General features: G+C 74.0%; 2 protein-coding genes. Both read right to left on the bottom strand.

All coding sequences use genetic code 11. The features are described 5' to 3' along the window. Positions 1–20: 20 nt before the first annotated feature. Positions 21–18,470, bottom strand: a complete 18,450-nt coding sequence (locus tag ACWC94_RS33135; protein ID WP_450801003.1) for a type I polyketide synthase — start codon at positions 18,468–18,470, stop codon at positions 21–23. Positions 18,471–18,504: 34 nt separating this feature from the next. After that, positions 18,505–23,988 carry an SDR family NAD(P)-dependent oxidoreductase gene (locus ACWC94_RS33130; protein ID WP_450801002.1) on the bottom strand — a complete coding sequence of 1,828 codons (5,484 nt, stop codon included), beginning with the start codon at positions 23,986–23,988 and terminating at the stop codon, positions 18,505–18,507. Between the last annotated feature and the right edge of the window lie 16 nt (positions 23,989–24,004).

Raw genomic sequence — 24,004 nt, 5'->3', positions numbered from 1 at the left:
TAAAGGTAGAGCGCCAAGAACTAGGAATTTTCTAGATCTTGATCGATCAGATCGAAGATGTCGTCGATCGTCGCGTCCTGCAGCTGCCGCTGCGCGTCGGCGGATTCCGTGCCTTGCTCTCCGGTGGAGTTCACCAGGGACAGCAGGTCCTGCAGCCGCCTGCGCACCCCTGACCGGACCGTCTCCTCGGCGGAGGCGGCCGTCGAGATCACCGACTCCAGACGGTCGAGTTCGCTGAAGACCGACATCTCGACCGGACCCGTCCCGCCGGCGAGTTCGCTCCAGAGGTGGCGGGCGATCGCCTCGGGCGTCGGGTGGTCGAAGACCAGCGTCGCGGGCAGGGGCAGGCCGGTGTCGGCGGTGAGCAGGTTGCGCAGCTCCACCGCGGTCAGGGAGTCGAAGCCGAGGTCCCGGAACGCCAGGTCCGGTTCCACCGCCGCGGAGCCACTGTGGCCGAGTACGGCCGCCGCGTGAGCGCACACCGTGTCCACGAGCAGGCGTTGCTGTTCGCCCTCGGACAGCGCGGACAGCTTCTCCTTCAGCGCGGACGGCTCCGCGGCCTGCTCGGCGGGCTCCTGCGCGAGGACGTCCCTGACCTCGGGCAGGTCGCTCAGCAGCGCGCTCGGCCTGCTGACGGTGAACGGGACGACGAACCGCTCCCAGTCCACGTCCGCCACGGTGAGCGTGCCGTCCCCGCCGCTCAGCGCACCGTGCAGCGCGGAGATCGCCCGGTCCGGCCGCAGCACGGTCAGGCCGCGCTGCCGCAGCCGCTCCTCGTCACCGGCGTCGGCGACCATGCCGCCCTCGCCCCACGGGCCCCAGGCGATCGCGGTGGCGGCGAGGCCCCGGGCCCGCCGGTGCTGCGCCAGGCCGTCGAGGAAGGCGTTCGCGGCCGAGTAGGCGGCCTGTCCGCCGCCTCCCCAGACGCCGGAGACGGAGGAGAAGAGGACGAAGGCGTCCAGCTCCTGATCGCCGAGCAGTTCGTGGAGGTGGACGGCCCCGAGGGCCTTCGCGGCGACCGTCGCCGCGAAGTCGCCGAGACCCGTCTCCGCGAGCATGCCCGCCTCGGCGGTGCCGGCCGTGTGGACGACGGCGTTCACGGGGTGCTCGGCGAGCAGCGCGGCCAGCGCCTCGCGGTCCGCCACGTCACAGGCGGCGACGGTCACGCGTACCCCTGCCTCCTGCAGTTCGGCCTTGAGGTCGACGGCGCCGGGGGCGTCGGGACCACGGCGGCTGGTGAGCACCAGGTGCTCCGCACCGGCACCGGCGAGCCAGCGGGCGACGTGCCCGCCCAGCGCACCCGTGCCTCCGGTGATCAGGACGGTGCCGCGCGGCGACCACGAACGGTCGCTTTGGGCCGCGGGCAGACGCGACAGGCGCCGCGCGAACACCCCGTGGTCGCGGATCGCGACCTGGTCCTCGGCCGACTGCCCGAGCACCGCGGCGAGGCGGCCGGCGACCCGGTCGTCGAACGTGTCCGGGAGGTCGATCAGACCGCCCCAGCGCGGCGCGTGCTCCAGCGCCGCCACCCGGCCCAGACCCCAGACCTGGGACTGGTACGGGTCTGTCACCTCGTCGCCGGGGGTCACGCCCACCGCGTTCCGGGTCGCGCACCACAGCGGGGCACCGATGCCCGCGTCGCCCAGGGCCTGGACGAGCAGCACGGACAGGGCGACACCGGCGGTCAGTGCGGCGGCCACAGGGGCGGCCTCGCCGTCGAGGGCGAGCAGCGACAGGACGCCCGCCACGGTCTCGCCACCGGCCGCTTGGGCGAGTTGCGCGGTCAGGTCCGCACGACCGGTGGCCGGCTCGACCGGGACCGGCAGCGGTGCCAGACCCCCCTCCGTCAGCCCGCCGAGGCAGGCGGTGACCCAGTCGTCGCCGAGTTGCCCGGCGCTGACGGGAACCAGCCATGTCCCGCTCCGGGCAGGACCCTCCGGGGCGGGGTCGGAAATCCCCTTCCAGGTGACGCCGTAGCGCCAGCCGTCCACGGTGGACCGCTCCTTGCGCCGGCGCCGCCACGAGGACAGCCTCGGCAGTACGTCGCTGAACGCGTCCCCCGCCCCGATGTCCAGGGTCTCGGCGAGGGCCTGCAGGTCCTCGCGCTCCACGGTCTCCCAGAACTCCGCGTCCACCGGATCCGCCACCGCGGCGGCAGTGGTTTCCGGGGCGTCGATCCAGTACCGCTCGTGCTGGAAGGCGTACGTCGGCAGGTCGGTCTTCCGCGCGCCGGCGAAGAACGCGCTCCAGTCCACGGACACGCCGTGCGTGTGCAGTTGGGCCAGAGCCGTGACGAGTGCCTGCCGCTCGGGGCGGTCGGCCCGCAGGACGGGCACGGCGACCGCGTCGTCCGCGCAGGCCTGCGTCAGGGCACTGAGGACACCACCCGTGCCGATCTCGACGAAGGTCGTCACACCCAGGCCGTGCAGGGTCTCGATGCCGTCGGCGAAGCGCACCGCTTCACGCACGTGCCGCACCCAGTACTCGGGGGTGTACGGCTCGGCCAGCCCGCCGGTGAGGTTCGAGACCACCGGAATCCGCGGCTCCTCGAAGGCCAGACCGCTGACGACCTGCGCGAACTCCGCCAGCATCGGATCCATCAACGGCGAGTGGAACGCATGGCTGACCTTCAACCGGGAAGTCTTACGCCCCCGTTGGGCGAAGACCTCGGCGATCTCCAGGACCGCGTCCTCGACCCCGGAGACCACAACCGACTGAGGCCCGTTGACCGCCGCGATACCGACCCCGTCGGTCAGGTACGGCAGGACCTCCTCTTCGGCGGCCTGCACCGCGACCATCGCCCCACCCGCGGGCAGGGCCTGCATCAGCGCGGCACGCGCCGACACCAGCTTCGCCGCATCCCCCAGCGACAACACACCCGCCACATGCGCGGCAGCGATCTCACCCACCGAGTGACCGGCCACGTAGTCCGGCCGCACACCCCACGACTCCAGCAACCGGAACAACGCCACCTCGACCGCGAACAACGCGGGCTGGGCCGAACCCGTCTGGTGAAGCGATTCCGCGTCGACGTCGACCGGCGCGTCCAGACGCGCACACACCTCGTCGTACGCATCCGCGAAGACCGGGAACGCCTCGTACAACTCACGCCCCATCCCCAGGCGCTGCGAACCCTGACCCGAGAACAGGAAACCGACCTTGCCTCCCGGCCGGCCCTGGACGACTCCGGGCGACGGCGTTCCGGCGGCCAGGCAGCCCAGCTCGCGGCGGAAGTCGTCACAGCTCTCGCCGATGACGGCCGCCCTGTGGCGCAGGGCGCTGCGGGTCGTCGCCAGCGAGAAGCCGACATCGGCCGGTGACGTGTCGTCCTGTACGAAGGCCAGCAGCCGTCGTGCCTGGTCGCGCAGCGCAGCACTGCTCTTGGCGGAGAGCACCCATGGCAGGAGGGCCGGGGCAGGGGCGGGGATGGCTTCTTCGTCCTGGGCCGGCGGGGCCTGTTCGATGATGGTGTGGGCGTTGGTGCCGCTGACCCCGAAGGACGAGATCGCGGCCCGGCGCGGGTGATCGGTCTCCGGCCAGTCGACGGCCTCGGTCAGCAGCCGGACGTCGCCCGCCGACCAGTCCACGTGGGGCGTCGGCTCATCGGCGTGCAGGGTCCGCGGCAGGACACCGTGGCGCATGGCCATGACCATCTTGATGATGCCGCCGACACCCGCGGCGGCCTGGGCGTGGCCGATGTTGGACTTCAGCGAGCCCAGCCACAGCGGCCGGCCCTCCGGCCGCTCCCGGCCGTACGTGGCGAGCAGCGCCTGCGCCTCGATCGGGTCACCCAGCCTCGTCCCCGTACCGTGCGCCTCCACGACGTCGATCTGGGCGGGAGACAGGCCGGCCGACGCCAGGGCCTGGCGGATGACCCGCTGCTGCGCCGGACCGTTGGGCGCGGTCAGGCCGTTGGACGCGCCGTCCTGGTTGACGGCGCTGCCCCGCACCACGGCCAGTACTTGATGCCCGTTGCGGCGGGCGTCGGACAGCCGCTCCACCAGGAGCATGCCGACGCCCTCCGCCCAGCCGGTGCCGTCCGCGCCGGCGCCGAACGCCTTGCAGCGGCCGTCGGGCGACAGCCCGCGCTGGCGGCTGAACTCCACGAAGGCCCGGGGGGTGGACATGACCATCACGCCGCCGGCCAGCGCCATGGAGCACTCGCCGTTGCGGAGGGCCTGGACCGCCCAGTGCAGGGCGACGAGCGACGAGGAGCACGCCGTGTCGACGGTGACGGCCGGTCCTTCCAGGCCGAGGGTGTAGGCGATGCGGCCGGACATGATGCTCGCCGAGTTGCCCGTGCCGAAGAAGCCCTCGGAGTCGTCGATCGCGTGGAATGCCTGGGCGGCGTAGTCCTGGTAGCCGGAGCCGACGAAGACTCCGGTACGGCTGCCGCGCACCGACTCCGCGTCGATACCCGCCCGCTCGAACGTCTCCCACGTGGTCTCCAGCAGCAACCGCTGCTGCGGATCCATCGCCACGGCCTCACGCGGACTGATCCCGAAGAACCCCGGGTCGAACTCCCCCGCCTCGTACAGGAATCCACCGCGGCGCGTGTACGTCTTCCCGGACGCCTCCGGGTCCGGGTCGTAGATGTCCTCCACGTCCCAGCCCCGGTCCGCCGGGAACTCACCGACCGCGTCACCACCGGAGGCCACCAGCTGCCACAGGTCCTCCGGCGAACGCACCCCGCCCGGATACCGGCACGCCATGCCGACGATCGCGATGGGGTCGTCGTCCGCGGCGAGTGCGGTGGCCGTCTCCGGTGCCGCCGTAGCGGTGCTGCCGGTGAGCTCGGTGCGCAGGTGCCGGGCGAGTGCCTGGGCGTTGGGGTGGTCGAAGACCAGCGTGGCGGGCAGGACGAGGCCGGTCTCGGCATTGAGCTCGTTGCGCAGTTCGACGGCGGTCAGGGAGTCGAAGCCCAGGTCCTTGAAGGCCCGGCCGGCCTCGACCTCGCCGGTGCCGCTGTGGCCGAGGACGGCCGCGGCGTGCGTGCGGACGAGGTCGACCAGCAGCGCCTGCTGCTCGGTCTCGGGCATCCCGGTGAGGCGGCCGGCCAGGGGCGAGGCGGCGGTGCCGGGCCGGCCGGCGTCGCTGTCCTCGGTGACGATCCGCTCGGCCTCCGGGAGGTCGCCGAGCAGGGCGCTCGGGCGGCCCACGGTGAACGGGGGCAGGAACCGCTCCCAGTCCACGTCGACCACGGTGGCGGTCGCCGCGCCGGAGTCCAGCGCCTGCCGGAGGGCGGCCACGGCGAGCGCGGCGGGCATCGGAATCAGACCGCGGCGACGCAGTCGTTCGTCCGCGCCTTCGCTCTCGGCCATGCCGCCGCCGGCCCACGGGCCCCAGGCCACGGCGGTGGCCGGCAGGCCTTGGGCCCGGCGGCGTTCGGCGAGCCCGTCGAGCAGGGCGTTGGCCGCCGCGTAGGCGGCCTGGTAGCCGCTGCCCCACACGCCGGCGATGGACGAGAAGAGGACGAAGGCGTCGAGGTCCCGGTCGGCGAGGAGCGCGTCGAGGTGCAGGGCGCCGGCCGCCTTGGCGGACAGCACGTCGGCGAAGGCGCCCGGCGTCATGGCCGCCAGCGGCTCCAGGTGGTCCACGCCCGCCGTGTGGACGACGGCGTTCACCGGGTGCTCGGCGAGCAGCGCGGCCAGCGCCGCACGGTCGGCGACGTCACACGCGGCGACGGTGACACGGACGCCCGCCGCCTCCAGTTCCGCGACGAGTTCCGCGGCACCGGGCGCCGCGGGGCCCCGGCGGCTGGTGAGCACCAGGTGTTCGGTGCCGGCGCCGGCGAGCCAGCGGGCGACGTGCCCGCCCAGCGCACCCGTCCCACCGGTGACCAGCACCGTGCCGCGCGGCGACCACCGCTGCCCGGCCCGTGTGTTCCGGCGGGTGGCGGCGTGGGAGAGCCTGCGGCCGAACACGCCGTGGGCGCGGATCGCGACCTGGTCCTCGGCCGACTGGCCGAGCACCGCGGCGAGGCGGCCGGCGACCCGGTCGTCGAACGTGTCCGGGAGGTCGATCAGACCGCCCCAGCGCGGCGCGTGCTCCAGCGCCGCCACCCGGCCCAGACCCCAGACCGCGTTCTGGGCGGCGCTCGGCACCGCGTCCGCACGGCCGGTGGACATGGCGGACCTGGTCAGCGCCCACAGCGGGGCGTCGATGCCCGCGTCGCCCAGGGCCTGGACGAGCGCGAGGGACAGTGCGGTGCCGACGGAGAGGGCCGGGTGTCCGGCGTGGGACCGCTCGTCGGTGCCGAGCAGGGAGATGACACCGTCGACCGGGGTCCTACGGACGGCGTCGCCGAGCTGCCGCAGCAGGGCGCCGCGGTCGGCGGCCGGATCGACCGCCACCCGGACCAGCCGGGCTCCGAGGGCGGCGAGCCCGTCGGCGACGGCGGCGGTCCACTCGACGGCGTCGGAGTCCTCGGTGTGCTCGGTGACCAGGAACAGCCAGTCGCCCGGCAGTTCGTTCTTCGTCCGGAGGCCGCTGAGCGGCTTCCAGCCCGTGCGGTAGGACCAGCCTTCCACGGCGGACTCCCGGCGCTGCTGCCGGCGCCAGGCGGACAGCCGGGGCAGCACCGCGTCCAGCTGCTCGGCGGGCAGGTCGAGGGTGGTGGCGAGGGACTGGGCGTCCTCGCGTTCCACCGTCTCCCAGAACCCGGCCTCCACCGCGTCGGTCCCGGCGACGGCGGCCGTGGGCGCGGTGGTCCGCAGCCAGTACCGCTGGTGCTGGAAGGCGTAGGTCGGCAGGTCGGCGCGGCGGGCGCCGCGGCCGGCGAAGAACGCCTGCCAGTCGACGGGGACGCCGTGCACGTGGAGCTGCGCCACGGCACCGGTGACCGCCTCGGGCTCGGGGCTGCCGGACCGTGTGGAGGGAACGGTGACCGCGCCGTCCAGGCAGCCCTGGGCCATGGCGCTCAGCACCGCGCCGGGGCCGGTCTCCACGAACGTGGTCACGCCCAGCTCGCCCAGGGTCCGGATCCCGTCGGCGAAGCGCACGGCCTCGCGGACGTGCCGGACCCAGTAGTCCGCCGTGTAGGTGTCGATGAGCTCACCGGTGAGGTTCGAGACGACCGGTGTCCGGGGCGTCTCGAAGCGCAGACCGCCGACGACGCGGGCGAAGTCCTCCAGCACCGGGTCCATCAGCGGCGAGTGGAACGCGTGGCTGACGGTGAGCCGGGAGGTCTTGCGGCCCTGCCCGGCGAAGACGTCCGCGACGGCCGCTACGGCGTCCTCGGCTCCGGAGACCACGACGGACCGCGGGCCGTTGATCGCCGCGATGCCGACGGCGTCGGTGAGGTGCGCCAGCACCTCGTCCTCGGTGGCCTGGACGGCGATCATCGCTCCGCCGGCGGGCAGGGCCTGCATCAGCGCGGCACGAGCCGTCACCAGGGCGGCCGCGTCCTCCAGCGACAGGGCCCCGGCCACGTGCGCGGCCGCGATCTCGCCGACGGAGTGCCCGGCCAGGTAGTCCGGCCGCACGCCCCATGACTCCAGCAGGCGGTGGACGGCGACCTCGTGCGCGAACAGCGCCGGCTGGGTGAAGGCGGTGCGGTTCAGCTCCTCGCCGTCCTCGTGACCGTTCGCGCCGAAGGCCACGTCCCGCAGCGGCCGGTCGAGGTGCCGGTCGAGGTGGGCGCACACCTCGTCGTACGCCTCCGCGAAGACCGGGAACGCCTCGTACAGTTCCCGACCCATGCCGGGCCGCTGCGAGCCCTGCCCGGAGAACAGGAACCCGACCTGGCCGGTGTCGGCGCGGCCGAGGACGACGCCGGGAGCGGGCGCTCCCGAGGCCACGGCCCGCAGGCCCTCGGCGATCCGGCCGCGGTCGGCGCCGGCCACGGCGGCGCGGTGCTCCAGGGCGGCCCGGGTGGTCGCCAGCGAGAAGCCGACGTCGGTCAGGGACGGTTCGGCGCCGTCCGCGGTGAGGGACAGCAGGCGCTCGGCCTGGGCGCGCAGGGCGGCCTCGGACTTGCCGGACAGCACCCACGGCACGGTCGCGGAGGCGACCTCGACCGGTGCGACGGCGGCCGGTTCGGTCACGGGGGCCTGTTCGATGATGGTGTGGGCGTTGGTGCCGCTGACGCCGAAGGAGGACACGGCGGCCCGGCGCGGGCGGTCCGTCTCCGGCCAGTCGACGGCCTCGGTCAGCAGCCGCACGGCGCCCGCCGACCAGTCCACGTGCGGCGTCGGTTCATCGGCGTGCAGCGTCCGCGGAAGAACGCCGTGGCGCATCGCCATCACCATCTTGATCACACCGGCCACGCCGGACGCCGCCTGCGCGTGACCGATGTTGGACTTCAGCGAGCCCAGCCACAGCGGCCGGTCCTCCGGCCGCCCCTGCCCGTACGTGGCGATCAGCGCCTGCGCCTCGATCGGGTCGCCCAGCGCGGTGCCCGTGCCGTGCGCCTCCACCGCGTCGACATCGGCCTCGGTGAGCCCGGCGGAGGCCAGGGCCTGCCGGATGACCCGCTGCTGTGCCGGACCGTTGGGCGCGGTCAGGCCGTTGGACGCGCCGTCCTGGTTGACCGCGCTGCCCCGCACGACCGCGAGGACCTCGTGGCCGTTGCGCACGGCGTCGCTGAGGCGCTCCACGAGCACCACGCCCACGCCCTCCGCCCAGCCCGTGCCGTCCGCGCCGGCGCCGAACGCCTTGCAGCGGCCGTCGGCGGACAGCCCGCGCTGCCGGCTGAACTCCACGAACGCGGCCGGTACGGCCATGACGTTCACACCGCCCGCGACGGCCATCGTGCTCTCGCCGTTGCGCAGCGACTGGATGGCCAGGTGCAGGGCCACCAGCGACGACGAGCACGCCGTGTCCACGGTGACGGCCGGGCCCTCCAGGCCGAACGAGTAGGCCACGCGCCCGGAGACGACGCTCGCGGCTCCGCCGGTGAGCAGGTGCCCCTCGACGCCTTCCGGGACCTGCGGGAGGCCCGCGCCGTAGCCCTGGTAGGACATGCCGACGAACACGCCCGTGCGGCTGCCCTTCAGGGAGGCCGGGTCGATGCCGGCCCGTTCGAACGCCTCCCACGAGGCCTCCAGCAGCAGGCGCTGCTGGGGATCCATCGCGAGCGCCTCGCGCGGCGAGATCCCGAACAGGGCGGCGTCGAAGTCGCCCGCGTCGTAGAGGAATCCGCCGTCGCGCGCGTACGTCTTGCCCGGGGTGCCCGGGTCGGGGTCGTAGAGGCCCTCGACGTCCCACCCGCGGTCCTCGGGGAAGCCGGAGATCGCGTCACCGCCGGACGTCACGAGCTGCCACAGGTCCTCGGGCGAGCCGACGCCGCCGGGGAGGCGGCAGCTCATGGCCACGATCGCGATGGGCTCGTCGCCGGCGGTGGCCGTGTGCTGCTCCTGCGGCGCGCCGGCCTGCGATCCGAGCAGTTCGGCGCGCAGGAACCGGGCCAGGGCCGTGGCGTTCGGGTAGTCGAAGACCAGCGTGGTGGGCAGTTTCAGGCCGGTGTCGGCCGTGAGCTTGTTGCGCAGTTCGACGGCGGTGAGCGAGTCGAAGCCGAGGTCGTTGAACGCCCGGCCGGGCTCCACCGCCGCGGCGCCGTCGTGGCCGAGCACGGCGGCCGCGTGCGTGCGGACGAGGTCCACCAGCGTGCGGTCCTGCTCGCCCGCCGGCAGCCCGGTCAGCTTCGCGGCGAGCGCGTTGCCGGCTGCGGCGCCGCCGGAGGCCGGGGCCTCCAGGGCGCGGCGCGCCTCGGGCACGTCCAGGAGCAGAGCGCTGGCGCGGGTGACGGTGAACGGGCCGATGAACCGCTCCCAGTCGAAGTCCGCGACGGTCAGGGCGGTCTCGTCGTCGGCCAGCGCCTGCTGGAGCGCGGAGATCGCGAGCGCGGGCCGCATCGGCGGCAGGCCGCGGCGGCGCAGCATCTCCTCTCCGTCGCCGACGCCGGCCATGCCGCCCTCGGCCCAGCCGCCCCAGGAGACGGCGAGCGCGGTGCGCCCGCGGGCCCGCCGGTACTCGGCGAGGGCGTCCAGGTAGGCGTTGGCCGCCGCGTACGCGCCCTGGCTCGCGCCACCCCAGACACCGGCGCCCGAGGAGAACATGACGAACGCGTCGAGCTCCTGACCGGCCAGCAGTTCGTCCAGGTGCGTGGCGCCCGCGGCCTTGGCCGCCACCGTGCCGGCGAACCCGGCCGGGTCGGAGTCCTCGATCATGACGTGGTCGCCGACGCCTGCGGCGTGGACGACGGCGTTGACGGGGTGCTCGGCCAGCAGCGCCCGCAGGGCGTCCCGGTCGGCCGCGTCACAGGCCACCACGGTCGCCCTCGCGCCGAGCTCCTCCAGCTCCGTGACGAGTTCCGCGGCACCGGGCGCCGCGGGGCCCCGGCGGCTGGTGAGCACCAGGTGCTCCGCGCCCGCGCCGGCGAGCCAGCGGGCGACGTGCCCGCCCAGCGCACCCGTCCCACCGGTGACCAGCACCGTGCCGCGCGGCGACCACCCTTGGGCGGGGCCGGTGGGGCGGGCGGCCCGGACGAGCCTGCGCCCGAAGACGCCCGAGGCGCGGACCGCCACCTGGTCCTCGGCCGCCTGGCCGAGGGCGGCGGCCACGCGGGCCGCACTTCGGGCGTCCAACAACTCGGGGAGGTCGATCAGCCCGCCCCAGCGCTGCGGGTGTTCCAGCGCCGCCGCCCGGCCGAAGCCCCACACCTGCGACTGCAACGGGCGGTCCACGCGGTCGGAGCGGCCGGTGGCCACCGCGCCGCGCGTGGCGCACCACAGCGGGGCGTCCACACCCGCGTCGCCGAGCGCCTGCACCAGGCAGAGGGTCGCGGCGAGGCCGTGCGACAGGCCGGGGTGGCCGACCGAGGCGCCCTCGTCCTCGGCGAGCAGGGACAGCACGCCGGCCACCGGGCCGACGCCGGCCAGGTCGCGGGCCAGCGTCCGGCGGTCGGTGCCGGGCCCGGCGACGAGGGTCACCAGTTCCAGGCCGCGTTCGCCGAGCGCGGTGCGGACCGAGGCGGTCCACTCGCTCTCCCCGGCCACGACGAGCAGCCAGGTACCGGACGCGCCGGGCTGCGGGAGCGCGCCGAGCGGCTTCCATGTGACGCGGTAGCGCCAGCCGTCGACCACGGACTGCTCGCGGCGCTGCCGGCGCCACGCGGACAGCCGGGGCAGGATCGCGCTCAGTGAGGCGTCCGCGCCGACGCCCAGGGTCGCGGCGAGGGACTCCACGTCCTCGCGCTCCACGGTGTCCCAGAAGCCGGAGTCCGCCGTGTCGGCCGGGGTGCCGTCGGCGGCCGGGTCCTCGTCCCCTTCCAGCCAGAAGCGCTCGCGCTGGAAGGCGTAGGTGGGCAGGGTGACGCGGTGAGCGCCAGGGAAGAGCGCCTGCCAGTCAGGGGAGACGCCGTGCACGTGCAGTTCGGCGAGCGCGGTGAGGAGTGCCTGCCGCTCGGGGCGGTCGGCCCGCAGGACGGGCACGGCGACCGCGTCGTCCGCGCAGGCCTGCGTCAGGGCACTGAGGACACCACCCGGGCCGATCTCGACGAAGGTCGTCACACCCAGGCCGTGCAGGGTCTCGATGCCGTCGGCGAAGCGCACCGCTTCACGCACGTGCCGCACCCAGTACTCGGGGGTGTACGGCTCGGCCAGCCGGCCGGTGAGGTTCGAAACGACCGGAATCCGCGGCTCGTTGAAGACCAGATCGCTGACGACCTGCGCGAACTCCGCCAGCATCGGGTCCATCAACGGCGAGTGGAACGCATGGCTGACCTTCAACCGGGAAGTCTTACGGCCCCGTTGGGCGAAGACCTCGGCGATCTCCAGGACCGCGTCCTCGACCCCGGAGACCACAACCGACTGAGGCCCGTTGACCGCCGCGATACCGACCCCGTCGGTCAGGTACGGCAGGACCTCCTCTTCGTCGGCCTGCACCGCGACCATCGCCCCACCCGCGGGCAGGGCCTGCATCAGCGCGGCACGCGCCGACACCAGCTTCGCCGCATCCTCCAGCGAGAACACACCCGCCACATGCGCGGCAGCGATCTCACCCACCGAATGACCGGCCACGTAGTCCGGCCGCACACCCCACGACTCCAGCAGCCGGAACAACGCCACCTCGACCGCGAACAACGCGGGCTGCGCCGAACCCGTCTGGTGAAGCGCTTCCGCATCGACGTCGACCGGCGCGTCCAGAAGCGCACACACCTCGTCGTACGCATCCGCGAAGACCGGGAACGCCTCGTACAACTCGCGCCCCATCCCCAGGCGCTGCGACCCCTGACCCGAGAACAGGAAACCGACCTTGCCTTCGGAGCGGGCGCGTCCCAGCGTCACGTTCGCCGCCGGTTCGCCGGCGGCGAGGGCCGTGAGGGCCTGCCGGAGCTGGTCCGGGCCGTGCGCCAGGAGCACCGCGCGGTCCTCGAACGTCTCGCGGGCGGCCAGGGAGAGGGCGATGTCGGGAGCCGTCCAGTCGTCCCTGGCGTCGAGGTGGCCGGCCAGCCGGGCCGCCTGTGCGCGCAGCGCCGGCTCGCCCTTGCCCGACAGCACCCACGGCACGAGCGTGCCGGAGTCGGCCGTGGGCGGCAGCTCCGCCGTGGCGGGGGCCTGCTCGATGATGGTGTGGGCGTTGGTGCCGCTGACCCCGAAGGACGAGATCGCGGCCCGGCGCGGGCGGTCGGACTCGGGCCAGTCGGCGGCCTCGGTCAGCAGCCGGACGTCACCGGCCGTCCAGTCGACGTGCGGCGTCGGCTCGTCCGCGTGCAGGGTCCGCGGCAGGATGCCGTGCCGCATCGCCATCACCATCTTGATCACACCGGCCACGCCCGCCGCGGCCTGCGTGTGGCCGATGTTGGACTTCAGCGAGCCCAGCCACAGCGGCTGTCCTTCGGGCCGCTCCCGGCCGTACGTGGCGAGCAACGCCTGCGCCTCGATCGGGTCGCCCAGCGTCGTGCCCGTGCCGTGCGCCTCGACGGCGTCCACGTCGCCCGGAGCGAGCCCGGCCGAGGCCAGCGCCTGGCGGATCACCCGCTGCTGCGCCGGACCGTTCGGCGCGGTCAGGCCGTTGGACGCACCGTCCTGGTTGACGGCGCTGCCCCGCACCACCGCCAGGACCTCGTGGCCGTTGCGCACGGCGTCGGAGAGGCGCTCCACGAGCACCACGCCCACGCCCTCGGACCAGCCGGTGCCGTCCGCGTCCGCGCCGAACGCCCTGCAGCGGCCGTCGGGCGACAGGCCGCGCTGCCGGCTGAACTCGACGAAGACGTTCGGGCTGGCCATGACCGTGACACCGCCGGCCAGCGCCATCGTGCACTCGCCGTTGCGCAGCGACTGCAGGGCCAGGTGCAGGGCGACCAGGGACGACGAGCAGGCCGTGTCGATCGTGACGGCGGGGCCTTCGAGGCCGAAGGTGTAGGCCACCCGGCCGGAGACGACGCTGGACGCGCCGCCGACGAGCCGGTGTCCTTCGACGCCTTCCGGTGTGCGGCGCACATCGGCCCCGTAGCCCTGGTAGGCCATGCCGACGAACACGCCGGTCCGGCTGCCGCGCAGCTGCGCGGGGGCGATCCCGGCCCGCTCGAAGGCCTCCCACGAGGTCTCCAGCAGGAGGCGCTGCTGGGGGTCCATCGCGAGTGCCTCGCGCGGTGAGATCCCGAAGAAGCCGGCGTCGAAGTCGGTGGCGCCGTAGAGGAATCCGCCGTCGCGCGCGTACGTCTTGCCGGGGCGATCGGGGTCGGTGTCGTAGAGGGCCTCGACGTCCCAGCCGCGGTTCGACGGGAAGGCGGAGATGGCGTCGCCGCCGGACGCCACCAGGTCCCAAAGAGCCTCGGGCGAGTCGACGCCGCCGGGCAGGTGGCAGCTCATCGCCACGATGGCGATGGGCTCGTCGTCGGCGGCGGCCGCGTGCTGGTCGTGCGGCGCGGCGGTCCGCGAGCCGAGCAGCTCGCTGTGCAGGAAGCGGGCGAGCGCGGTGGCGTTGGGGTAGTCGAAGACCAGCGTGGGCGGCAGGGCGAGGCCGGTCGCCGTGTTGACCTTGTTGCGGAGTTCGACGGCGGTCAGGGAGTCGAAGCCGAGGTCCTTGAAGGCCCGGTCGGGCTCGACCTCCGTCGCCGAGGAGTGGCCCAGGACGGCCGCGACGTGCGCGCGGACCAGGTCGATCAGGGTCTGTGTGCGGTCGGCCTCCGGCAGTCCGGCGAGCCGGGCCGCCAGGGGCGGGGCGCCGGTGGCGGCGTCGGCCGGTGCGGGGGTGCCGGCGCGGCGCACCTCGGGCAGCTCGGACAGCAGAGCGCTCGGGCGGCCGAGGGTGAACGGTCCGATGAACCGTTCCCAGTCGACGTCGGCCACGACGACCGCGGTGTCGTCGCAGTCCAGGGCCCGCTGGACCGCGGTGACGGCGAGTGCGGCGGGCAGCGTGACGACGCCGCGGCGGCGCAGGTGCTCCTCGTCGGCGTCGGTGACCATGCCGCCGTCGGCCCAGGGACCCCAGGCGATCGCGGTGGCGGTCAGGCCGCGGGCCCTGCGCCGGGCGGCGAGCCCGTCGAGGAAGGCGTTGCCGGCCGCGTACGCGGTCTGCCGTCCGCTGCCCCACACGCCGGCGATCGAGGAGAAGAGGACGAAGGCGTCCAGCTCGCGGTCGCCGAGCAGTTCGTCCAGGTGCGCGGCGCCGCCGGCCTTCGCCGCGACCGTGCGGGCGAAGTCGGCCGGCGTCAGGTCGTCGAAGGGGGCGAGCTGTTCCACGCCCGCGGTGTGGAAGACGGAGGTGAAGGTGTGCTCGGTGAGCAGCGCCGCCACCGCGTCCCGGTCGGCGACGTCGCACACGGCGAGGGTGACGCGTGCTCCCAGCTCCTCCAGTTCGGCCTTGAGCGCGGTCGCACCGGGCGCGTCCGGGCCGCGGCGGCTGGTGAGCACCAGGTGTTCGGCACCGGCGCCGGCGAGCCAGCGGGCGACGTGCCCGCCCAGCGCGCCCGTACCGCCGGTGATCAGCGCCGTGCCGCGCGGCGACCACGGCCGGCCGGCGCCGTTTCGGGCGTGGGCGAGCCGGGCGGTGAACACGCCGGAGGCGCGGACGGCGACCTGGTCCTCCGCCATGTCGGTGCTCTGGGACAGGACGGCGGCGATACGGCTGGCGGCGCGCTCGTCGACGGCAGTGGGCAGGTCGATCAGGCCGCCCCAGCGCCTGGGGTGCTCCAGGGCGAGGGTGCGGCCGAGGCCCCACACCTGGTTCTGCACCGCGCTGAGCGGTGCGTCGTCGAAGCGGCCGGTGGCGGCCGCGCCGCGGGTGACGCACCACAGCGGCGCGTCGACGCCCGCGTCGCCCAGCGCCTGGGCCAGGGCCGCGGTCTGCGCGAGGCCCTGGGAGAGCGCGGGGTGCCCGGGGCAGGCGGTCTCGTCGGTGGCGAGCAGCGACAGGACGCCGTCGGGCGATCCTGCTTCGGCTGCGGCCCGGGTCAGCTGGCCGGCGAGGGACGCTCGGTCGGCGTCGGCGCCGACCGTCAGCGGGATCAGGTGCGCGCCGCGTCCGGCGAGGGACACGCGGACCGTCTGGGCCCACTCGTCGCCCTCGGGCGCGGCGAACAGCCATGTGCTGCCGGAGAGGTCACCGGCGGACAGGCCGTTCAGCGGCTGCCAGGCCAGCTGGTAGCGCCAGCCGTCCACGGCGGACTGCTCGCGTCGCCGGCGCCGCCAGGCGGACAGCTTGGGGACGACGACGTCCAGTTCGTCGGGGCTCAGTTCCAGCGTGGCGGCGAGGGCCTGGGCGTCCTCGCGCTCGACGCTCGCCCAGAAGTCGGCGTCGACCGCGTCCACGGCGGCCGTCTCGGTCTCGGGGGTCTCCAGCCAGTAGCGCTGCTGCTGGAATGCGTAGGTGGGCAGGTCGACGCGCCGGGCGCCTGGGAAGAAGGCGTGCCAGTCCACTCCGGCGCCGCTGACGTGCAGTTCGGCGAGCGCGGTGACGACGGCCTGACGCTCGGGGCGGTCGGCTCGGAGTACGGGGACGGTGACGACGTCGTCGACACAGCCCTGTGCCATGCCGCTGAGGACACCGCCGGGGCCGATCTCCACGAACGTGGCCACACCCAGCTCGTGCAGGGTCCGCACACCGTCGGCGAACCGGACCGCCTCACGGACGTGCCGCACCCAGTACTCGGGGGTGTACGGCTCGGCCAGCCCGCCGGTGAGGTTCGAGACCACCGGGATCCGCGGCTCCTCGAAGGCCAGACCACTGACGACCTGCGCGAACTCCGCCAGCATCGGATCCATCAACGGCGAGTGGAACGCATGGCTGACCTTCAGACGGGACGTCTTACGACCCTGAGCAGCGAACACCTCGGCAACCGCCAGGACCGCGTCCTGAGCACCGGAAACGACCACGGACCGCGGGCCGTTGACCGCGGCGATACCAACCCCGTCGGTCAGGTGCGGCAGCACCTCGTCCTCGCTCGCCTGCACCGCCACCATCGCCCCGCCCGCAGGCAGGGCCTGCATCAGCGCGGCACGCGCCGACACCAGCTTCGCCGCATCCCCCAGCGACAACACACCCGCCACATGCGCGGCAGCGATCTCACCCACCGAATGACCGGCCAAGTAATCCGGCCGCACACCCCACGACTCCAGCAACCGGAACAACGCCACCTCGACCGCGAACAACGCAGGCTGGGTGCAACCGGTCTGGTTGAGTTGCTCCGCGTCCGCGTCGAGGGTGACGTCGAGGTGGGCGCGGATCTCGTCGTAGGCCGCGGCGAACGCCGGGAACGTGTCGTAGAGTTCACGTCCCATGCCGGCCCGCTGCGAGCCCTGGCCGGAGAACAGGAACCCGGTCTTGTCGCCGAGGCGGGCCGCGTTCTGGACGACGGCCGCGGACGGGGTGCCGGACGCCAGTGCCCGTACGCCCTCGGTGAGTTCCTCCAGGCTCTCACCGACGACGGCCGCCCGGCGATCCCAGGCGGTGCGCGTCGTGGCGAGGGAGAAACCGATGTCGGCCGGCGAGCGGCCGGGGCCGCTGCCGCCGCTCCGGCCGTCCTCCAGGAAGGAGAGCAGGCGCTCCGCCTGGGCGCGCAGCGCCGCGTCGCTCTTCGCCGACAGCACCCACGGGACCGGTCCCGGGGCGGCCGTCCCGGGGGCGGGTTCCTCGTCGAGGGCCGGGGCCTGCTCGATGATCGTGTGCGCGTTGGTGCCGCTGACACCGAAGGACGAGACGGCGGCGCGGCGGGGGTGGTCCGACTCGGGCCACTGGACGGCCTCGGTCAGCAGCCTTACGCCGCCCGCCGACCAGTCGACCTGGGCGGTCGGCTCGTCCACGTGCAGCGTCTGCGGCAGGACGCCGTTGCGGATGGCCATCACCATCTTGATCACACCGGCGACGCCGGAAGCCGCCTGTGTGTGGCCGATGTTGGACTTCACGGATCCCAGCCACAGCGGCCGGTCCTCCGCGTGTTCCTGGCCGTACGTGGCGAGGAGCGCCTCGGCCTCGATCGGGTCGCCGAGGGTGGTGGCCGTGCCGTGCGCCTCGACCGCGTCGACCTGGGAGGCGGTCAGGCGGGCGTTCTCCAGGGCCTGCCGGATCACGCGCTCCTGCGACGGGCCGTTCGGGGCGGTGAGGCCGTTGGAGGCGCCGTCCTGGTTCACGGCGCTGCCGCGGATGACGGCGAGCACGTCGTGGCCGAGCCGACGGGCGTCGGACAGCCGCTCCAGCAGGAGCACGCCGACGCCTTCGGACATGCCCGTGCCGTCGGCGGTCGAGGAGAACGCGCGGCAGCGGCCGTCGGGCGACAGGCCGCGCTGCGCGCTGAACGCGATGAAGGTGTGCGGGGTGGCCATCACGGTCACGCCGCCGGCCAGGGCGAGCGAGCACTCGCCGCGGCGCAGCGCCTGGGCGGCCAGGTGGAGCGCCACCAGCGAGGACGAGCAGGCCGTGTCCACGGTGACGGCCGGGCCTTCGAGGCCGAGGGCGTAGGAGATCCGGCCGGAGACCACGGCGGCGGTGTTCGCGGTGACGAGGTGGGCCTCGATGTCGCTGTCGCCCTGCCGCTGGAGGTAGGCGTGGTCCTGGCCGTTGGTGCCGACGAACACGCCGGCCCGGGTGCCGCGTGCGGTGGCGGGGTCGATGCCCGCGCGTTCGAAGGCCTCCCAGGAAGTCTGCAGGAGCAGCCGCTGCTGCGGGTCCATGACCAGGGCCTCACGGGGGGATATCCCGAAGAACGCGGGGTCGAACTCGGCGGCGTCGTAGAGGAAGCCGCCCTCGCGCACGTATGTGCGGCCGGTCCGCCCGGGCTCCGGGTCGTAGATCGTGTCCAGGTCCCAGCCGCGGTCGGCGGGGAACCCGGACACGCCGTCGCCGCCCGAGGAGACCAGCTGCCACAGGTCCTCGGGCGAGCCGACCCCGCCCGGGTAGCGGCAGGCCATCCCGACGATGGCGATGGGCTCGGTGTCCTTCGCCTCCAGCTCACCCAGCTGCCTGCGGGTCTGGCGCAGGTCCACCATCACGCGCTTGAGGTAGTCCCTGAGCTTGTCGTCGTTCGACATGTTTTACGTCCTCGGTAGCAGTGCGTGAGAAGAGTTAGAGAGACCCGAGCTCTTGGTCGATGAGGTCGAACATCTCGTCGTCGGTGGCGGCGTCGATCCGGTCGAGGTCGAGTTCGAAGTCGCGGCCGGTGCCGGGGCCGGCGTCGGTGGCGTTCGCCGCGGCGTCCTGACGGGTGTCGGTCCACTTCCACAGCAGCGCCTTGAGCCGGGCGGTGACCTTGTCGCGTACGGCGTCCTGCGGGGACAGCGCGGTCAGGCGCGCCTCCAGCCGGTCCAGTTCGCCGAGCACGGGCGGGGTCTCGGCGGTGAGGGAGAGGACCAGGTCCTTGTGCAGGAGCCGGGCGATCGCGACGGGGTTGGGGTGGTCGAAGACCAGGGTGGGCTTGAGCCGGAGCCCGGTCGCGGCCTTGAGCCGGTTGCGGAGCTCCACGGCGGTCAGGGAGTCGAAGCCGATGTCCCGGAAGGCCGTGGTGGGCTCGATGCGGGCGGCGGTGGAGTGGCCGAGGGCTGCTGCCGCCTGGTTGCGCACCAGATCCAGCAGGGCCTTCTCCTGGTCGGCCTCCGGCATACCGGCGAGGCGGCGGGCCAGGGTGGGGGCCCCTGCTGCCGCGGTCCCGCCGGCCGCGGCGCCGGTGTCGCCCACGAGGCCGCGGAGGACGGCGGGCAGCATGCCGGCGCGGGCCATGGCGCGCAGTCCCGGAACGTCCAGCCGTACCGGCACGATCACCGGCCGGTCCACGGTGAGGGCGGCGTCGAACAGGGCCAGCCCCTCCGCCGGGGTGAACGGCACGACTCCGGCCCGCCCCATCCGGTTGCGGTCGGCGTCGGTGATCCGGTCGCCCATGCCGCCGTTGTCCGTCCACAGGCCCCACGCCAGCGAGGTGCCGGGCAGGCCCGCGGCCCTCCGCTGCCGCGCCAGTCCGTCCAGGAAGGCGTTCGCGGCGGCGTAGCCGGCCGCGCCGGCGCTGCCCAGGACTCCGGCCAGGGAGGAGAAGAGCACGAACGCGGAGAGGTCCAGGTCCCGGGTCAGCTCGTGCAGGTGCAGCGCCCCGTCGGCCTTCGGCCGCAGCACCGTGTCCAGGCGCTCCGGCGTGAGGGCGGTGACCACGCCGTCGTCCAGGGCCGCCGCCGCGTGGACCACGGCCACGAGCGGGTGCTCGGCCGGGATGGAGGCCAGCAGCTGGGCGAGGGCGTCCCGGTCGGCGATGTCACAGGCGGCCACGTCGACGTGCGCGCCCAGCTCGGAGAGGGCGGTGACGAGTTCGCCGACGCCTTCGGCCGCGGGGCCGCGTCGACTGGCCAGCAGCAGCCTGCGTACGCCGCGTTCGGCGACGAGGTGCCGTGCGAGCGACAGTCCGAGGCCACCGGTCGCGCCGGTGAGCAGCACGGTCCCCTCGGGGTCCCACGCGTGATCGGTGGGTTCCTCCGGCGGGGTGATCCGGGCGAGGCGGGGCACGTACAGCTTTCCGTCGCGCACCGCGGCCTGCGGCTCGTCCAGAGAGGCGAGCGCCGCGGCCAGCGCCGGGTCGATGCCGCCGTACGTACCGACGCCGCCGTACGTGACCGAGTCGTCCGCGTCGACGAGCAGGAGCCGGTCCGGGTGCTCGGTCTGGGCCGACTTCACCAGGCCGGAGACCGCTGCGTGCGCGAGGTCCGGGGCTGTGCCGTGCAGCTCGACGGCTCCGCGCGTCATCACCACGAGCCGTGCGTCGGAGAACCGCTCGTCGGCGACCCACTCCTGGACGGCCCGCAGCACACCGGCCAGCATTCCGCGCGTCGCCGCGGCGGCATCGCCCTCGCTCGGGGCGCAGGGCAGGAGGACGTGGGCAGGCGTGGCCGCACCGCCGTCGACCGCCTCGCGGAGCGCGTCGATGTCGGTATACGACCCCTCGTTGCCGAGGACCGCCCACTCGGCTCCGGAAGCAGGGGCGGGAGCGGAAGCCGTGGTGTACTCGACCCAGTCGACCTCGAACATCCAGTCCTGGTGCGCCACGCGGGAGGCCAGCACCTGCTGCGCGGACATCGTCCGCGTCCGGACGGACGCGACCGAGGCGACGGGAGAGCCGTCCGTGTCGGACAGTTCGATCGTCACTGCGTCGTCGCCTGTGGGCCGGATGCGGATGCGTACGGCCCCGGAGCCCGGAGTGTGCACGGACATGCCGCTCCAGGCGCAGGGCATGAGCACCTCGCCGGGATCGCCGGCACGGTCGGATGCCGACATGCCGAGGGCAGCGTTCAGCAGGACGGGGTGGAGGCCGTAGCGGTCCGCCCGGTTCCGCTCCGTGACCGGCAGTACGGCCTCGCCGTACAGCTCGTCTCCGGCGCGCCAGGCGGCACGCAGGCCGGGACGGTGCGCCACGTCCACGGGTTCGGCACCTGTCGGCGGCCAGCTCATCAGGTCGAACTCCGGCGCCGGAGCGTTCCGGGTGAGCTCTCCGCCGGCGTGGCAGACCCATGGCTGGTCGGTGCCGCCCGCAGCGGGCCGGCTGAAGACGCGCACCGAGCGCCGGTCGGGGTCGTCGCCCGCACCGACCTGCACCTGGATGCGGACGGCGCCCTGTTCGGCCAGAACCAGCGGTGCGTCCACGTCCAGTTGTTCCAGGTGCGGGAACCCGGCCCGCCGTCCCGCGGACAGGGCGAGTTCCACGAACGCGGCGGCCGGGAGCACCGGCACGCCGCCGACCGTGTGTTCCACGGTCCAGGGCAGCTCGGCCGGGGACAGCCGGCCGGTGAACAGCACCTCCCGCGCCCCTGCGGTTTCCACGACCGCACCGAGCAGGGCGTGGCCGAAGGAGTCCAGGCCCGCCGAGGAGACGTCGAGGGCGGTCGTGCCTTCGAGCCAGTAGCGCTCGCGCTGGAAGGCGTACGTGGGCAGGTCGACACGCTGGGCGCCGGGGAACAGCGCCTGCCAGTCCGGGGAGACACCGTGCGTGTGCAATTGCCCCAGGGCGAGGGTGAGCGCCTGGGGTTCGGGGCGGTCGGTACGCAGAGCGGGAACGGTGACGAGGTCCACGTCGTCATCGAGGCAGCCCTGGGCGAGGGCGCTCAGCACACCGCCGGGGCCGATCTCCACGAACGTGGTCACACCCAGCTCGTGCAGGGTCCGCACACCGTCGGCGAACCGGACCGCCTCACGGACGTGCCGCACCCAGTACTCGGGGGTGTACGGCTCGGCCAGCCCGCCGGTGAGGTTCGAGACCACCGGGATCCGCGGCTCCTCGAAGGCCAGCCCGCTGACGACCTGCGCGAACTCCTCCAGCATGGGGTCCATCAGCGGCGAGTGGAACGCATGGCTGACCTTCAACCGGGAAGTCTTACGGCCCCGTTGGGCGAAGACCTCGGCGATCTCCAGGACCGCGTCCTCGACCCCGGAGACCACAACCGACTGAGGCCCGTTGACCGCAGCGATACCGACCCCGTCGGTCAGGTACGGCAGGACTTCCTCTTCGGCGGCCTGCACCGCGACCATCGCCCCACCCGCGGGCAGGGCCTGCATCAGCGCGGCACGCGCCGACACCAGCTTCGCCGCATCCCCCAGCGACAACACACCCGCCACATGCGCGGCAGCGATCTCACCCACCGAATGACCGGCCACGTAATCCGGCCGCACACCCCACGACTCCAGCAACCGGAACAACGCCACCTCGACCGCGAACAACGCAGGCTGCGCCGAACCCGTCTGGTGAAGCGCTTCCGCATCGACGTCGACCGGCACGTCCAGACGCGCACACACCTCGTCGTACGCATCCGCGAAGACCGGGAACGCCTCGTACAACTCACGCCCCATCCCCAGGCGCTGCGACCCCTGACCCGAGAACAGGAACCCGGCCTTGCCCCGGTCCGCTCCGGCGCGCCCTGTCACCACCTGTGCCGCGGGCTCGCCCGCCGCGAGGGCGGTCAGGCCCGCGCGCAGCTCCTCCTTGTCGGCGCCGACGACCGCCGCCCGGTGTTCCAGCGCCGAGCGGGTGGCCGCCAGCGAGAACCCCACGTCGGCCGGTGACGCGGCGGCGAGGTCGGCGGACGACAGCAGCCGTTGCGCCTGCTCCCGCAGCGCCTCCCCGGTCTTCGCGGAGAGCACCCACGGCACCACCGTGGTCCGGGCCGGCGTCAGTTCCGCGGTCGGGTCCGCCGCCTCCGGTTCCGGTGCCTGCTCGAGGATGATGTGCGCATTGGTGCCACTGATCCCGAACGACGAGATCCCGGCCCGGCGAGGGTGGTCCGTCTCCGGCCACGCCATCGCCTCGGTCAGCAGCTCGACCGAGCCGGCGGACCAGTCGACCTGCGGGGTCGGCCGGTCCACGTGGAGCGTCTTCGGCAGCACGCCGTGCCGCATCGCCAGCACCATCTTCATCACGCCGGCCACGCCCGCCGCGGCCTGCGTGTGGCCGATGTTGGACTTCAGCGAGCCGAGCAGGAGCGGCCGTTCGCGTTTCTGTCCGTAGGTCGCCAGCAGCGCCTGCGCCTCGATCGGGTCGCCGAGGCTGGTGCCCGTGCCGTGTGCTTCGACGGCGTCGATCTCCTCGGCGGACAGCCGGGCGCCGGCGAGCGCTTCGAGGATCACGCGCTGCTGCGAGGGGCCGTTGGGCGCGGTCAGGCCGTTGGAGGCGCCGTCCTGGTTGACGGCGCTGCTCCGGATGACCGCGAGCACCGTGTGGCCGAGCCGGCGGGCGTCCCGCAGCCGCTCCACGAGCAGCAGGCCGGCGCCTTCGGACCAGGACGCTCCGTCGGCCGCCGCGGCGAAGGACTTGCAGCGGCCGTCGGGGGCGAGTCCGCGCTGGCGGCTGAACTCGACGAAGGCGCTCGGGCCCGCCATGACCGTGACGCCGCCGGCGAGCGCCATGGAGCACTCGCCGCTCCGCAGCGCCTGCACGGCGAGGTGGAGGGCGACGAGCGAGGACGAACAGGCGGTGTCGACGGTGACGGCGGGGCCCTCGAAGCCGAAGGTGTAGGCGATGCGCCCGGAGGCGACGCTGCCGGAGTTGCCGGTGCTCATCAGCCCCTCGACCCCATCGGGGAGGACGCCGGGCGTGAAGCCGTAGTCGTGGTACATCAGGCCGGCGAAGACGCCGGTGCGGCTGCCCTTGAGGCCGGCGGGGTCGATGCCCGCGTGCTCGAAGGCCTCCCAGGCGGCCTCCAGCAGCAGCCGCTGCTGCGGGTCCATGGCCAGCGCCTCACGCGGGGAGATCCCGAAGAAGTCCGCGTCGAAGTCCGCCGCGTCGCGGAGGAAGCCACCCTGCCGGGTGTAGACCTTGCCGGGCTGGTCGGGGTCGGGGTCGTAGAGCGCGTCGACGTCCCAGCCGCGGTCCTCGGGGAACCGCGAGATGGCGTCCGTGCCCTCGGCCAGCAGCCGCCACAGCTCCTCGGGGGAGCCGACGCCGCCGGGGAACCGGCAGCTCATGCTCACGATGGCGATCGGCTCCTGGTCGCGGGCCTCCAGTTCGCGCACGCGCCGCCGGGCCTGGCGCAGGTCGGTGGTGGCCCGCTTGAGGTAGTCGCGGAGCTTGTCTTCGTTCATCATCGGTGTTGCCCGCCCC

Source organism: Streptomyces sp. NPDC001135 (assembly GCF_053598395.1).
The sequence above is the reverse complement of the archived record's forward strand: the minus strand, read 5'-3'. Positions and strand labels throughout refer to the sequence as shown.